Origin of the sequence: Aliamphritea ceti, assembly GCF_024347215.1 — a bacterium.
In the GTDB taxonomy this organism is placed as follows: Bacteria; Pseudomonadota; Gammaproteobacteria; order Pseudomonadales; family Balneatricaceae; genus Amphritea; species Amphritea ceti.
In genome coordinates this window covers 193,795-208,866 of record NZ_AP025282.1, presented here as the reverse complement: position 1 = coordinate 208,866, position 15,072 = coordinate 193,795, and the positions used below count along the sequence as shown (strand labels likewise).

12 protein-coding genes are annotated in these 15,072 nt (G+C 48.5%); 6 read left to right on the top strand and 6 right to left on the bottom strand.

Features of this window, described 5'->3' with window-relative positions:
* Window positions 1-19: 19 nt before the first annotated feature.
* The 5 genes from OCU49_RS00880 to OCU49_RS00860 form a co-directional block, all read right to left on the bottom strand.
* Window positions 20-544 (bottom strand): Hcp family type VI secretion system effector, encoded by a 525-nt coding sequence (locus OCU49_RS00880; protein WP_261843146.1) that lies wholly within the window; start codon window positions 542-544, stop codon window positions 20-22.
* A gap of 58 nt (window positions 545-602) precedes the next feature.
* Complete coding sequence (locus OCU49_RS00875; RefSeq protein WP_261843145.1) at window positions 603-1,952, bottom strand: type VI secretion system protein TssA; 1,350 nt, start codon at window positions 1,950-1,952, stop codon at window positions 603-605.
* A gap of 192 nt (window positions 1,953-2,144) precedes the next feature.
* Window positions 2,145-2,444, bottom strand: a complete 300-nt coding sequence (locus OCU49_RS00870; protein ID WP_261843144.1) for a PAAR domain-containing contractile injection system baseplate protein — start codon at window positions 2,442-2,444, stop codon at window positions 2,145-2,147.
* 21 nt (window positions 2,445-2,465) lie between these two features.
* The gene (locus OCU49_RS00865) at window positions 2,466-3,017 is read right to left on the bottom strand and encodes a DUF6931 family protein (RefSeq protein WP_261843143.1); all 552 of its coding nucleotides are present in this window, start codon (window positions 3,015-3,017) and stop codon (window positions 2,466-2,468) included.
* A gap of 2 nt (window positions 3,018-3,019) precedes the next feature.
* Window positions 3,020-5,038: a type VI secretion system Vgr family protein gene (locus OCU49_RS00860; RefSeq protein ID WP_261843142.1), complete on the bottom strand. Its 2,019-nt coding sequence runs from the start codon at window positions 5,036-5,038 to the stop codon at window positions 3,020-3,022.
* Window positions 5,039-5,082: 44 nt separating this feature from the next.
* Here OCU49_RS00860 and OCU49_RS00855 point away from each other — a divergent pair, with 44 nt between their 5' ends.
* The 6 genes from OCU49_RS00855 (at window position 5,083) to OCU49_RS00830 (ending at window position 12,082) form a co-directional block, all read left to right on the top strand.
* Complete coding sequence (locus OCU49_RS00855) at window positions 5,083-5,235, top strand: hypothetical protein (RefSeq protein WP_261843141.1); 153 nt, start codon at window positions 5,083-5,085, stop codon at window positions 5,233-5,235.
* 169 nt (window positions 5,236-5,404) lie between these two features.
* On the top strand, window positions 5,405-6,190 hold the full coding sequence (locus OCU49_RS00850) for a hypothetical protein (protein ID WP_261843140.1): 786 nt from the start codon (window positions 5,405-5,407) through the stop codon (window positions 6,188-6,190).
* On the top strand, window positions 6,187-8,328 hold the full coding sequence (locus OCU49_RS00845) for an MFS transporter (RefSeq protein ID WP_261843139.1): 2,142 nt from the start codon (window positions 6,187-6,189) through the stop codon (window positions 8,326-8,328). The genes OCU49_RS00850 and OCU49_RS00845 overlap by 4 nt, the downstream gene beginning before the upstream one ends.
* Window positions 8,319-9,335 (top strand): ABC transporter substrate-binding protein, encoded by a 1,017-nt coding sequence (locus tag OCU49_RS00840; protein WP_261843138.1) that lies wholly within the window; start codon window positions 8,319-8,321, stop codon window positions 9,333-9,335. The genes OCU49_RS00845 and OCU49_RS00840 overlap by 10 nt, the downstream gene beginning before the upstream one ends.
* Before the next feature lie 206 nt (window positions 9,336-9,541).
* Window positions 9,542-10,126, top strand: coding sequence for a superoxide dismutase (locus OCU49_RS00835; RefSeq protein ID WP_261843137.1), 585 nt, complete (start codon window positions 9,542-9,544; stop codon window positions 10,124-10,126).
* A 204-nt stretch (window positions 10,127-10,330) separates the two neighbouring features.
* Window positions 10,331-12,082, top strand: a complete 1,752-nt coding sequence (locus OCU49_RS00830; RefSeq protein WP_261843136.1) for an ATP-binding protein — start codon at window positions 10,331-10,333, stop codon at window positions 12,080-12,082.
* Between the two features lie 8 nt (window positions 12,083-12,090).
* Here the strand turns inward: OCU49_RS00830 and OCU49_RS00825 are convergent, their stop codons facing one another.
* Window positions 12,091-14,928 carry a DUF748 domain-containing protein gene (locus OCU49_RS00825; RefSeq protein ID WP_261843135.1) on the bottom strand — a complete coding sequence of 946 codons (2,838 nt, stop codon included), beginning with the start codon at window positions 14,926-14,928 and terminating at the stop codon, window positions 12,091-12,093.
* Window positions 14,929-15,072: the final 144 nt, after the last annotated feature.

The window sequence follows — 15,072 nt, the reverse complement described above, 5'->3', positions numbered from 1 at the left end:
TCAACCCTCAAAGTAATGATTAAGACGCTTTAGATTCAAGCTTCGCAGTAGTTACATCGTACTTAACAGTATCACCCTTCTCAATCTTACCGCCGTCAGTTTCACGGTAGTAAACCTTAGTGATAGTGGTGTACGTCAGAGACATAGATTCACTTGGCAGAGAACCGTCAACGCAGCTGATGTTGTAGTTAGAAATCCGGGCTTTTTCCAGAGTAATGATCATATAAGGATCAGCGCCGTTACCTTCACGGGAAGGCTTAGTCAGCAATACTTCTACTGTTTTACCTTCAGCACCCGGAGCGAACAGGAAAGTGCTCAGGTGTGGAGTCGCACCGTCAGACTGACGGGACAGGTTCAGTTCACCCAGCGCAACCATGCCCTGGTCGGCGTTGTTAGCATTACCTACATCAACACCTACACCACGTACTGCACCCCAGGAAACATTGTCGATAGCGAAGAAACCTTTCTTACCACCAATCTCGCCAATTGTCGCAGCACCTTTGATGCTATCCAGACCATCAATTCGCATGTAAATAGAAGCCATTATGACTCTCCTTCGGATATAAAAGGCCGTCTCTGCGGCCAAAATAAATTAAGCAGAATTACCACTCAAAACTGGAAATACTCTGCGTCGTTGTTTGTTCCACCGGCGTTTCTGCTGGCGTTGGTTCACTCGCTACTGCCTGACTATTGTCCTCAGCAGGTAAATTCACCTGCGTGACGGCACTTTCCGGATTCACTGGCGCAACACCAGCACTGCTCCCCGGAATGTCAATTCGTTCACTATTTTCCAGTCCGGCCATACTTTGGATACGATCCATAACAGCCGCGTTATCGCCAACCATTTCAGCCAGTAATTCCGGCAAGGGCAAATACCCCCAGCGAATCGCACGCTCTATCAGCATATATACAGGGCTGTGGGGTTCTGTCTGGCGGAAGTAATCGGCTATCTGGCGTAAATTCTGAAACGCCTGATCACGGGACTGAATAGCACCGGCAACATTTGCCACCGACACTGGCGCGGCCACAGCCTGAATAACCGGCGCAGCGGTAACGGCTGCAGGAGTTGTTGCCTCAGAAATAACCGGCGTATCAACAAGGGAATCCGGTGCAGGCGCTGTCGGTTCAGACTTCACTTCAGCCACTGCATCCAGCGGCCAGGGGGTCAGTTGCTCTTCCAGCATAAAACGTAGTGCATTCAGCAACTGATCAAATAAGCGTATCAGGAAACCAAAATTAACCGGCTGGAGACCTACTTCCTGACACTGCCGGGTAAACAGGTCACGTAAGCTTTCAACATGAGCTTTACAGCTATCCAGAGCATGCAGAGTTTCAATAACATTACTGCGTTCGGACGCCAGTAACTGTTGCGCATCCGCTTTAAGCGCAGCCATATTGCCGGCACGTTCAGCGCTGAAGTAACTGGCGTAAGTAATTTCACCAATCAGCGGAACATTCTGCAACGGCATATACAGCAGACCACTGTTATCACTCTCACCCAGTAACTGCACTAACGGCCGGGTGCGGAATTCAGTCCACTCGCTCGCCTGACCGGCGTCATCTTCAGCTTTCAGTTTTTCCTGCGGGGGACGGGGATGCATCTGATCACCGTACTCAGTAACGACTTCAACAAAGGCCTGCAGCGCTTCGTTTAAGCTCCTCAGTGGTGTACGGCTAAAAATTTTGGCGGTCGTCAGCCAGGACAGCATTTCAACATCTTTCGATGTATGCGTAAGCGTTTCCTGACATTGTTCAGCAAGGGTTTGCCAGCAGTCACTGTTCAGATTCTGCAGCTGGTTATCTACCATCGCTTCAGGAGATTCCATCAACTGACGATATGCAGATTGTGCCTGGTTAAAGGTATTTCGTAATGCCCGGTATACCGCCCGGTTACCTTTAAGGTATTCACCAACAGCCGAACTTTCCGAGACTGGCGCTGATAAGTTTTCCATCAGAATCCTTATTCTATTGACGACTTAGCTTATGTACGTGCTATAGCGTCGATATAACATACACAATAACTCTGGGTGCTTCTAGGGCTAATTACCCACTCTGAAACATGTGCTGCAAGAGTATGTGTCTGAGATGAAAATTGTCTGAAAAAACAAGCGTTAAAATAATTATTTATGTAGATATTCCATTTTTTAACCGCCAATCATGACAGTAGGGCATCCAAGTACGATGGAACCGCCATGGGCTGTGCTGTCTCCCATTCTGGCGGCAGGCTTACCGCCAATCAGCACCGTCGCACTGCCTTTAACGATACTGTCTGGCGGACCTACACAAACGCAGCTGTCGCCTAAACCAACGGCAGGTAAGTTGCCGATAAGCACAGTCGGCGTTCCCGGACCAATAATGGGACCACCTACATGCGGAATCGGTACAACGGCTGGAGTTTGCATTGGACAAACATGCATGTCGGTCAAGCGTGCTGCCAGTGTCATCTTATTCTCCTAAAACCTGTTTCAGCGTTCGCCCAAGGCCAGCTTCAGCGCTAACTCAGTCACTCGCTCGTTATATACTTCTGACTTTTGCCATTCAGGTAACGCAGCGGCCATGTTAATTGCGCCTGCAGCGGCTTTCGCATACAAAAACTCAGGCGGTAGTACTTGCGGCTGATCCAGTGCAGCAATACTGCCACTACCATTCCAGAACACAGCCTGCGCCAGCCAGCCCGGCGCACATTTTAATTCAAGTTTGGCCACATGTTGTTCTGCCAGGCGACGACTGGCTTCATCCGGCTCTTTAAACCAGCGCTGACAGTCTTCAATCGCGAGATTTTCTGCGTCGGTCCAGTATTTGGTGCGAATTTTTAATGCCTGACACGCCAACCAGAGCGTTTCACGCATCGGCAGCGCATGGCAGAAAAACGTCATTAGCTCGATATAGAGTTTCTGCTTCCGCAGGCTATCTATCAACTGTTGCGGTGACGCCTCATTAAGTGCCAGTACTTCTTCTGCAGGTTCATAGCGTTGCAGTATTGGCTGGCAAGTCTGGTAAGGAATTTTCTTCAACATAATCAGTTAACCATTACGATACCGCCTTTAACGGTCGCCATTCCTGATGCTTGTAATTTCGCCTCTGCGGCGCCGTTAACTTCCGCCGATACTGAGCCTTTCAGCGTCGCCATCAAACCTTCCGCATTCAGCTGTGCACCGGCTTTCAGATTCACGTTGGCGGATGACTTAATATCCACTGACGCCGAACCTTCAGCTGCCAGCTGAGCAGTTTTAATATTCACTTTGGAATCGCCACTGATACTGATCTCAGCACTCGTCAGCTCAATCTTGGAACTGCTCATGGAAATTTTACTGCTTCCAACCACCAGCTCCAGCGTGTCGTCCGCATCAAACTCAATTTTCTTCGCAGTACCACTGATCGCATCTTTAGCTTTAAGTGAATATTCGGTGTCTGACTCAAGCGTAATATTTTCTTTGGTGGTCAGGCTGTAGTTCGCTTCGCCGGTAATACTGATATCTTTTTCTACTGCGACTTTCTTCTCTGCCGTCACTTTTTCTTCAGCATTATTAAGCACTTCCACCAACATGTCCTTGGCGGCATGCAGATAAAGCTGCTCATTATCGGCTTTATCATCGAAACGCAGCTCGTTAGACTCGCCCTTCAACTGGGTTTTAATACCCGACTGAGTCGTATTAGCCTGTGCATATGGCGGTTTATTCTGGCTGTTGAACAGACTGGCAGTGACAACCGGCTGATCCGGATCACCGTTAAGGAAGCTGACGATAACCTCCTGACCTGCGCGGGGAATAAACTGGCAACCATAACTGCTGCCGGCCATCGCCTGTGCGACTCTCACCCAGCAACTGGTTTTATCGCCTTCGGCATCTTCATCCCAATGGAACTTAATACGGATACGGCCCTGCTCGTCGCAAGCCGGCTCAGCATCTTCTTTGCCTGCAACAACAGCGCTTTGTAAGCCCTGCACCTGAGGTTTAGGTAAACCCTGAGGGTAATGAGCATGCCCCTGAGGCACACAGCTAAAGTCAGCGTGTAAACTGAGGCTGTTATTGCGTTCAACGCTCACCTGATAACTGACATTCACCAACAGATAATCATCCAGCTGAGCGCTGTCTTTATGTGCCGCCAGTTTCAGATAAATACCACTGCATAAATCAGTATTCTGACTAAACCCATTTATTAACTGATATTCAGTATCACGCTGCGCCCGGTAACATTCGACTAACGCGCTGCTGAGGTCATCCATCTGCCCGGTTATACTTGCAACAGGATAGCGTGACTCTGTGATCTTACTATTACCAGCCAGTTTAAATTTACTGCTTTTCGCACTGCTGCTAACCAATTTACTTTGGTTATAGTCGTAGTTACCCAGCTGAATGCTGCTGTTATGAAACTTAAACGCCGGTGACCAGTTAGTCACCACTTCGTAATCACCACTTGGCGCGCTGGCGTCATCCAGTGTCACTTTATCGCTTTTATCAAATGGCTTAGCGGCATCATGTAAAATAAGAGTATTGGAATCAGCGTCTTTACCGAAATAGAAATGTACGCCTTCTTCAGCCAGCAACCGGCGGACGAAAGCCAGATCCGTTTCATTCAGCTGTAAACAATATTCACGCTGGGCGGTTGGCATTGAGTCAACTTTGTATTGCCCTTTAAAACCCAGCTCATCAAAGATCTCACTGACAATCGCCTGGGTGGTCATATTCTGAAAGACCCGGCGCTTGCTACTGAAGGCCAGCAAAGCCAGCCAGGGCTCCATTACAATCCGAAAACCCGGTTGCCGCTGATTATCCGTATTTAGCAATTCGACAGCAGTTACAACCCCTTTAAACGTACGTAATGCGGTACGGTCATTACCGGGATGCTGGAACAGTTCACAGCTAAACACTTCACCCAGCCAAGCTGAAGGATCAGTTTCCAGACTGAGCAAATCCACTTCAACCTTACTCAACGCTGACAGGCCATTCTGGCAACTCAACTGTGTAGCAGCGTAGCCTGTACCTTTATGGTCAGTCACAACCAGATTACTGCTCTGTGGATCGCTTAACACAGCCATCGTGTGTTCCCCTTCATCTTCAATGATTGACGAGATAGTAAACCGTGGCACATGTTTTTCATACCACCACAACTTCTCTGGCTCACTGTCACTGGCAACAAACCCGACTGTATTTTGCAGACCCGGCTGAAAACAGCATGAAAGAAAGCCTGAAGATTCATATCTATTTACGACAAAAGCAGCAGTTTTTGTTGTGAAACATCAGCATACCCCGTACTCACAGGCTATCAGCGATACACTTGTACCTGCTCAATCACTCCTCACTTTGAGTATTTATGATATATTTGCTGACCTTTTTGACATACCTTAAATGTTAGCCAGACATATGTATCCAATCTCTGGGCAACCTCTGCGGACCTGTATTCAATGCGAATATTTCTAGAAGTTCATCTGAAGCTGATCGCCACTATCTGGGCCATCCTGATAAGTGTTCTGGCGCTGTTGCTGTTAATGAACACGATAAAGTTTTCAGGCCTGATGTCCGCGGTGGTCTCGTCCAAACTCGAAGTAGTGACCGCCTCTATAGAACGCTCTGTCATTAAGGCTGAACAGCTCGGCCTGCCATTGCAGGAAATGAATAACCTTAATGATTTACTGATACGGGAAAAACACCGCGATACACAGATACGCGGTATTCATATTGTGGACCGTGCCGGCAAACCACTCTTTTCCAGCGAGTCAGAAGCACTAAGTATTGCGCCTGAAAGCCCTCTCATCCGCCGGGCGCTATTCAGTGAAGAAGCGGCATGGCGCTTTGATGAAGAACATGCACTCTTCACCGGTCTGCAGTTGTTTGATGCTACCGGCGGGCTAATCGGCAGTATCATCATTGATTACGACAAATCTCAGTACGCGGCTGATATCCTGCGGGTTAACGACCGGTTACTGATGATGACGCTGGCGGTTTTCTTAGTATTCGGCACCTTAATTTTCCTCGCCGTACGGCTTGGCTTCGGCGAGGTAAATGCGATTTTCAACCTGATTCACGCGCAACGTGAAAAACAGAAAACACCGCAACCCGATTCACTAAAAACCGACTCACTTGCCTATCAGTTTGCCCGCCAGATGGAACAGCGGGAGAAAATAAAATCCGGTGTCGAGCAGGAACTCAGCCAACTGGTAACCCCGGCTTCCGGAGCTGAACATAAATGAGTAACACCACCCAGGGACTGGCAACTTTTGTTAATCGCCGTTTATTCGTTATCACCCTGATCAGCACTTTTATTGCATCACTCCTCAGTGCGGTTTATGCCCTTACTGAATTTAACATGGCGCTCAAGCCACAACTGTTGCAGAAAGCTAACCTGATCGCCGAAGAAGTACAGGATGATGTACGTTTAGCCGTCAGTGTCGGCATCCCTTTTGAACGCATTAACGGACTGGACAGTTATCTTGAGGACCTCAGCAATAAATACTCTGAGCTAACCTATATTGCCGTCAGTAACCCACAGGGAGATGTCATTTATCAGGGAGGTGATATTGGCCAGTTGGTATTGCCTCTGTCATCTCATAAAACACTACTGCAAACCGACAGTATTAGCGCACCGCCACTGGAAAGCCTTTTCTCAGGCAGCATCGATTTTTTTCGTATGTTGCTCTCCAGTGGTGAAAGCCAGTCGATGGAAGGTTACTACCTGCCACTGCAACAGAATGAAGTGCGTTATGGCTCCGTACATATTGGCCTGAACGACGGCTATATCCGCAGCCAGCTTACTAATGTTTTCTTTGACCTCGCCATCGTTCTGATTGCGGTTTTGCTGGTTGCTTTTGAACTCATTATGGTATTGGTGATGTTTTATGTTTCCGGGCCACTGCAGCATTCAGAAAAACTTCTCACCCGTCAGGCCGAAGGTGACTTTTCGGTTCAACAAAACCAGCAGCAAAAAGGCATTGTCGGTTTCTTTGTCAATCGCATGAACCAGGATTCACAGACAATACAAAATAACTTTCAGCAGGTATACGACCGCGCCATCGAACAAAAAGACGAACCAAGCACTGTCGACAAATTACGCCAGCTGGCAAAACGTTTCAGCCTGCAAAAAGTGCTCACTGAAAGTCGCGGCAGTATTATCGATGCCCGAATTCCTCTATTCGTATTCTCCTTCGCTGAAGAACTGCAAAAGTCCTTCATGCCGCTATTCGTTGCCGAATATTATCAGCCAAACAGCTGGATCAGCCGGGATATCATGATCGGCCTGCCTATTTCAATATTCATGGGCGTTATTGCACTGGTCACACCCTTCGCCGGACGCTGGGCTGACCGCTACGGCTGCAAACGTATATTCATGATTGGCCTGATACCGGCCATTTGCGGCTATCTGATCTGTGCATTCGCCAACAGCGCCGAAGCTATCATTACCGGCCGTGGTGTTACTGCGATTGGCTACGCTGTCATTACCATCAGCTGCCAGGGCTACATGGCAGCCCTGCTCACCAAAGAAAACCGTGCCAAAGGCATGGCTGTTTTTGTCGGCGTGCTAATGACAGCATCAATGTGCGGTACAGCTCTGGGCGGCATCATTGCCGACCGGATTGGCTATCAACCAGTATTTTTTTTGGCAGCTATGCTGGCCTTAGTCGCCGGCGCACTTGCCTGGGTAATGCTGTGTTCTGAAGTTGGCTGTACCGAAAAACCTTCAGCGACTACTACTAATAAAGCCACCTCACCTGCACAAGCCAGCGGCCCTAAAGCACTGATCCGCAATTACCGTTTTGTAGGCATTGTTCTGTTCTGTGCTATTCCGGCGAAAATCATTCTGACCGGCTTCCTTTACTACTTCGTTCCGGTTTATTTGATAACTCTGGACGCTTCGCAGGCAGAAATCGGCCGAATCATGATGATCTATGCGCTGATTATTATCTTCCTCGGACCTACCGCATCGCATATTGCAGACCGCAGTAAACACATGATCGATCTGGTGGTCTTCGGTACAGTTCTATCAGGTGCCGTATTGCTGTTACTCAACGGCGAAGCAAATATACTCACCGTATTTATTACAGTGGTTCTTATGGGCATGGCCCATGCCATCATCAAAGCACCTTTGATTGCTGCTGCACTGGAAGCCGCTGAATATACACCTGACGTAGGGCGGACCACTGTGCTGGGCGTGCTGCGTACCTGTGAGCGTATCGGCAGTGTTATAGGTCCGCTACTGGTAGCCGGCCTGCTGGTGTTCTACGACTACGGTGCGGCAATGGCTATTATCGGGGTAGGTATTATCGGTATCGGTTGTTTTACCGGTTATTATTTCCGGCGAATGCGCCGTAAGGAGGCGCAGGCATGCGCATAATTAACCGGTGTTACTTAGCCCTTAGTCTGCTGATTTTTAGCAGCATCAGTTACGCTGTTGAATTTACTGCTGCCAATCCTGCACAGGTCTATATGGTGGTCTGGCGAGGCTGCGAGGAAGCCTGCCAGGGTTTTAAACAATACATTGCCGATAACCGGCTACCCGTCGAGCTGACGATTCGTGATGCGGCTAAAAATAAATCCAGCCTACCCGGTTTTATTGATGAAGCCCGCCAGCGACAGCCAGATTTAGTGGTTACCTGGGGCACCAGTGTATCTAAAGCAATTATCGGCCCAGCTAACGGCGTTGATGCACAACAATACCTGCAAAACATCCCACTATTATTCATGATTGTTGCCGACCCTGTTGGCGCCGGGATTATCAAATCCTATGCTAAAAGTGGCCGACCACTGGTCACAGGCATCCTCAATAGAGTGCCTGAGCGAGTACAACTCCGAGTATTACAAGACTATCTGACAGCAAAACGTATCGGCGTTATTTATTCTCCCTCCGAAATTAACTCCGTACTGAATACACGTAAACTGGAAAGCCTCGCCAGTGAAATGAACTTTGAACTGGTTAGCCGCACCTATGAATTGGGCGCTGACAGTGAACCGCTGCCAAATCAGCTGGACAGCATAATGTCAGGCCTGAAAACCGAAGGGGTAGACGCAGTCTACGTGGGTTCCAGTTCTTATAATCGCCAGCATCGTGATGAGTTTACTCAGGCGGCAAACCGTCATGGTCTGCCAGTAGCAAGCGCCTATGATGTAATGGTCACCCGGTCTGACGGCCTGATCGCTGTAGCAAACCGTTACTATAATGTGGGACGCTTAGCCGCTAACCAGGCCGAGAAAATTCTGTTTGGTGATCAGCAACCAGGCAGTCTGCCTATTGCTTCACTGAACCGCTATTCAATTTTCATTAACATGCAGGTCGCCCGCCAGCTGGAACTGTACCCGCCGATTCAGCTGTTAAAAATTGCCGAGCTAGTGAATGTCGAATAACCCCTGACTCTGGTCTATCCTATTTCCGACAGTGTATTTTCCCTATGAACTGCAGGGCCTTAATTCGCTGTCAAACACATATCTATGAGTGCTATTATGCGGCCTCCAGGCTCGAGCCAAACTGTTTTTCCTGCCTGGCTGTATATACAAATTAATATCGATATTAACGGTTTTATGCTGAAACCGTGACGTGAAGGTACATACTTATGAGCTTTGAATTACCGGCCCTGCCATACGCGAAAGATGCCCTGGAACCACACATTTCTTCAGAAACTCTGGACTTCCACCACGGCAAACACCACAACACTTACGTTGTAAAACTGAACGGCCTGGTACCAGGATCTGAGTTTGAAGGTAAGACTCTGGAAGAGATCATCACTTCTGCACCAGCTGGCGGTGTTTTCAACAACGCAGCGCAGATCTGGAACCACACTTTCTACTGGAACAGCCTGTCTCCAAACGGTGGCGGTGAGCCAACTGGCGCGGTTGCAGATGCAATCAACGCTACATGGGGTTCTTTTGCAGCATTCCAGGAAGCATTCAACGACAAAGCAGTTAACAACTTCGGTTCAAGCTGGACTTGGTTAGTTAAGAACGCTGACGGTTCTCTGGAAATCGTTAACACCAGCAACGCTGGTACACCAATGACTAGCGGCCAGACTGCGCTGCTGACTGTTGATCTGTGGGAACACGCTTACTACATCGATTTCCGCAACGTACGTCCTGAATACCTGAAAGCCTTCTGGGCACTGGTAAACTGGGACTTCGCCAACCAGAACCTGGCTGGCTAATCTGCAACCACTGCAGATACACTGAAAAAGGCACCTTAGGGTGCCTTTTTTGTTTTCCGCCGTCAGAATCGTTAAACTTTCCTGCAGGACTGCAAGCTGAGGCATGCAGTTACAACCAGCGAAGAAGGTTGAAAGGAATAACAATCTTCGCCGGGGACTTAAAGTGTCAGGGTTCTTCCCTTTACTCATGGATTGATCAGACATATGTTAAAGCCGCAGTTTCCGCTAGTTACCGCGATCTGGCTAAGTATCACGGTTTTGATGTTCGGGCTGACAATTAAGTCAAACTACTCGCGGATGCAGGAACGCCTGAGTAACAACACCCACTATGTCTATTCCTCCGTTTACGAAAAAACCCACATAAATGAAGTTCTGTTACAAAACTTCACTGCCCTGGTAAGCGCTAACCCGGAAGACTTTGTTACCATTCGCAGTTACGCCAATGAAATGCGCAGACGTTATCCACAGATTGTGCGCTTTCAGATTCAGCAACAGGCTGATATAACACCGCCTGAAACGGACTTTAAAAATAGCTTTGAACCTGTCTTCGGTCAGCCCGACCTGAACCGGACGGTGCTTGCACATTCAAATTTCCCGCTCACCTTTGTTGAACCACTGAATGCCGACACCCGTTATCTGATGGGACGAAACCTTCAGGATAACCCCGCCGTCAATGAAACTCTGGGATTTGCCCAACGTTATCATCAGCCAGTTTCATCTGCGCCCTTTATCAGCGACAACGGTGAACAGGTTTATGCATTGTTTCTGGCTTTTTACGACCGGAACTCAGCACCTAACGCACAAAATCTGTATATATCGTCAATTATTGTCAATATTGCCGGCTTGTTACCTCACGCAAACTTTATGAATGAAGGCGCACGGGCACAAGTAATCAGCGAACACGACATTGTTCTCGACGAACGCAGTTCACCTGATGATCAGCTAATTGCTGCAGATTTTTTGCCGGTATTAGAAGATGAGCGCACTATCAATCGCTTTGGTCAGTCATTTAAGCTCTATATCACTCAGAAAATCGGTTTGCAGGACCTGAATCCCCTGCTGCTACTGGCTATTTTATTAAGCTCATTAGGTGGTTATTCGCTATTACTTGCGTATCTGCGCCAAAAAACCCGCTCAGCTGATCAGCATTCGCAGCTGTACCAAAAACTCAAAAAAGAGCGCCAGCAGCTGGAATTACGGATTCATATGCGTACTCAGGAATTACGCGACCAGTTAATCGAAAACCGCCGCCTCACCCATCAGGTATTGGCAGTACAGGAAAAAGAACGACGTAACTTATCCCGGGAACTTCACGATGAACTCGGCCAGTCACTTACGGCCATCCGAACAGATGCCAAGATACTTAAACGTATTCACCCCGAAGAAAACAATGTCGTTCATCAAACAGCAGACTCGATAGACGCGATCGCGCAGAATATCTACGATGTAACATATGGCCTGATGCGAACCCTGCGACCTTCCGCGCTGGATGATCTGGGCTTAATGGATGCCCTGCAAGAATGTATCGCTAACAATCGCTTTGAAGAACACAGCATACAGCTGCATACCGATTTTAAAGGTGCGCTGAATGACATGTCAGAAGATTACAACATCACGCTTTTCCGCCTGACACAGGAAGCTTTCAGTAACATTCTCAAATACGCCCATGCCAGTAATGTCTGGATTGAATTGCACCGTCTGGAAAAGGGACAGCGTGGAGATATCAGCGGTGACCGGCTTGAGCTTCTGATCAGCGACGACGGCCAGGGCTTTGATGTAGATACTCTGGCTTTTAAGACCGGCTTTGGCCTTATAGGTATGCGCGAGCGGGTAAGAGCACTGGGCGGGACCTTTGTTATTCGCCCCAACCACGACCGCGGCACCCGAATTACCGCAGTCATTCCAATAATGGACAGCTACAGCTCGCAGGAAACCCATCTATCTTTAAGCGAGTAGCTATCGCCCTACAGCCCTAAAGTAGCAACCGGAACCGCTTTCGGATCATCAAGTTTAGGCAGTGCAAAGCAAACAAAAAGACGCTCACCATTCACTTGCTGACTTAACTGGCGTTTAACACTGTCGTTACGGGATTGTGCCAATGCCGTCAGCTGGTTTTTCAGCTCCGCTGCTAACTGCTCTTCTGTCAGAGGTTCTTCCCGCTTAGTATTCGCTTCAAGCAACTGGGCATTCAATACCGTTGCATCCTTCGCTACCGCCTGGCCACAAATATTCAGCCGCATCGCTTTACGCTCTTTCAGCATAGACTCAACCTTGGTGAGATAATCCCGTGCTTTGCCATTCAGCTGTGCGGAACCGGGCGCAAAGGCCACCGGCTCAAGATTAATGAAAGTGCCATCAGATGCCGCATCAATAGCTGTTTCTGCCAGACTAATCAACGCACCATAAGGCTGTAAGGACTTCGCAAGGAAGCTAAATGCGGCCTGCTTTAAACCTTTACCTGCCAGTATTTTCACAACGCTATCAAGGCCAAAATCAGGATCATTAAGCGAACCACTTATTGGAACATCCAGCTCGATATTATCGTCATCATCCTGAAGGATCATGATCGCAGTGCCCAACGGCATCGATAATTGCTTGGTAAACCCAGCCACTTTGTCCTGGTTCACCGGATCGACTGAGAGGCGATTAATGACAACGTTGTTCTCGCCTTCAATCTGCTCATTGCGCAAGGTACCTTTACTGGTCAGTGCCAGCTGGCCGTTCTCAATAAAATAACCAATATTTTCAATCGCATACGGGCTTAAACGCGGCAATTCCAACTGTGTCAGAGAAGCATTCCAGTCAGCATCTCCGCCACCACCAGCCAGATTGGTTTTACCTTCGAGCTTCAGCTTTGTAAAAGGCTTAAGCTCAAGATCAGCAGCAAACGGAGAAAACTTCTTACTCGCGGTATCCAACTGCTTCAGGCTTGCTGACTTAATAAGAATGTCACCCTTAAAAGCAGGATCAGCATTGTTGTCGGTGAACAGAATCTGATTCTTACCTGCCACTGCCAACTCACCAATACGGACCCGCAATGCAGGTGCTTTGGCCGCGGTATTGCCCGATTTTTTCTTCACAGCGGTATCTGAGGTTTCAGCAGGCTGATCGCCTCCCAATCCGCTCAACGCGGCTAAATAACCATTAATCACCGCCGGTTCACCACCCTTGGCAATTACTACATGGCTTTTACTGCCACGCAGAGTCACTTTATCTATTTTCAGGTCACCACGGGAATCATATGCCAGCTGTTGCAGCTTCAGACCATCTATCTTACTAAGCGGTTTTTTATGCTGAGCCTGAATGCCCGACACAGTAGTATCACCCAGTTGAACCCGCATACCATCATCAGCCGAACCCGTTTGCTGTTCAAACAGGATGTTCGTCAGCGACAGACTTGCCAGCTTTAATAAATCAGATGTTACTTTACGGTTATGCAGCGTCAGGTCATCCAGCTGTAAATTCTCACCGGTAACCGACAAGTCTTGCTGTGGTGCGGCCCTTTCAGTTTCAGCTGCATCTGCTTTTGCGGCTGTTACTGTACTGTTCAGTGCAACCTTTCCCTGCCAGTTCAATTTCTGCAAGGCTAACTGCAGTGCAGAACCCTGTTCAACCCGAGTGCCACTTCCGGCAACAGTACCGTTTAGTTGCAGGCTTTTCAGTTGTTGCTGTGGCAATGCCAGTGCTATATCACCCTGCCAGCTGAGCTGCTCTTGCTGAACATCCAGCCCGGTATCCTGCCAGCGCAATTGCTCAAGACCCAGCTTACCCTGCTGTTGCAACGACTCCATAGTAGCATCGATTTTCCCCTGCCAGCTAAGCTTAGCCAGTGCAGCTTGTTGGCTATCTCCCAATTTCACCTGGGTTTGCGAACCATTTAAAGTTCCGTCCAGCCGGGCATCCTTTAAACCGCCATCGATAACCGCCACATCTATCTGGCCCTGCCAACTGACGGCCTGCTGCTGTACATCTACCGCTTTATCCTGCCAGGCAAAGCCGTCCAGTTTCAGCAAGCCTTTTTGTTGTAAGTTAACTGAGTCGCCATTCAGTTTCAGATGTAACGCAAGATCGGTACTTAATTTTCCTTTCAGACCCGGCACAGCTGCAGAGGTAAATGCCTGCAACGTTAACGGCGCAATTTTCACGTTCAAATTGGCAAATTTATCATCTGCCAGAGCGACAACATCGCCGGTAACAGAAAACGCCGAGGCATTCAGAGCACCATTCAGGGTTAACTGGCTGGCATGACGGGGCTCCCAGAAATAAAAACCTTCCAGACCGGCATCAGTTAGCTGTAAATGATGTTTTTGTGCAGGTAAATCTGTTTTCCAGTCTAACTGCTGAATCGTCAATTGACTGATCCCAACCTGCCATTCACTTGCGGTTTCATCGGCAGGGGCTGGAGGTTCTTCTTCGCCTCCGACAGGAATAATGACCGGGCCAATTTGCAACACACCTTTGTGCTCACCTTGTTGCAGCTCAACTATTTCGCCGCTCAAGCCACGGATATCTAACTGACGTATCCATACACGCTGTTCAGTCAGAGCAGATAAATCTATCTTCAGATATAAAGACTCAAGCTTAAGATCCCGTTGCTCCGGTGTGCGAACATCCACACCTTCAAGGCGAACCTCTCCGGTAAACCAGCCAACTTTCAGGCGCTCAATACCTGCATATTCTGCGCCCTGATCTAACAACCAGTCCGCCGCCAGGTCACGACCGATATATACCGCTGAATGCAGTAACAGAATAATGAACAGAACAACGGCAAGAATCACTTTAACGGCAAAGTGCATACGCATAGGAAATACCCGACTGAAAGCTTTCAAAAAACATGTGCTGCAACGAAAGTATCACACACAAGTGTAATTCCTCCAGCGGCTAACTACCGTCGCCCCCCGCTAACTGATAGAATCCTCTCCGACTGAAGTCATGACAAGATACTT

Bases quoted from the DNA above. Each gene is read 5' to 3' on its own strand.
- OCU49_RS00850 (WP_261843140.1), top strand. From the start codon at position 5,405: ATGCGAATATTTCTAGAAGTTCATCTGAAGCTGATCGCCACTATCTGG.
- OCU49_RS00840 (WP_261843138.1), top strand. From the start codon at position 8,319: ATGCGCATAATTAACCGGTGTTACTTAGCCCTTAGTCTGCTGATTTTT.
- OCU49_RS00830 (WP_261843136.1), top strand. From the start codon at position 10,331: ATGTTAAAGCCGCAGTTTCCGCTAGTTACCGCGATCTGGCTAAGTATC.
- OCU49_RS00845 (WP_261843139.1), top strand. From the start codon at position 6,187: ATGAGTAACACCACCCAGGGACTGGCAACTTTTGTTAATCGCCGTTTA.
- OCU49_RS00865 (WP_261843143.1), bottom strand. From the start codon at position 3,017: ATGTTGAAGAAAATTCCTTACCAGACTTGCCAGCCAATACTGCAACGC.
- OCU49_RS00870 (WP_261843144.1), bottom strand. From the start codon at position 2,444: ATGACACTGGCAGCACGCTTGACCGACATGCATGTTTGTCCAATGCAA.
- OCU49_RS00875 (WP_261843145.1), bottom strand. From the start codon at position 1,952: ATGGAAAACTTATCAGCGCCAGTCTCGGAAAGTTCGGCTGTTGGTGAA.
- OCU49_RS00825 (WP_261843135.1), bottom strand. From the start codon at position 14,928: ATGCGTATGCACTTTGCCGTTAAAGTGATTCTTGCCGTTGTTCTGTTC.
- OCU49_RS00860 (WP_261843142.1), bottom strand. From the start codon at position 5,038: ATGGCTGTGTTAAGCGATCCACAGAGCAGTAATCTGGTTGTGACTGAC.
- OCU49_RS00880 (WP_261843146.1), bottom strand. From the start codon at position 544: ATGGCTTCTATTTACATGCGAATTGATGGTCTGGATAGCATCAAAGGT.
- OCU49_RS00835 (WP_261843137.1), top strand. From the start codon at position 9,542: ATGAGCTTTGAATTACCGGCCCTGCCATACGCGAAAGATGCCCTGGAA.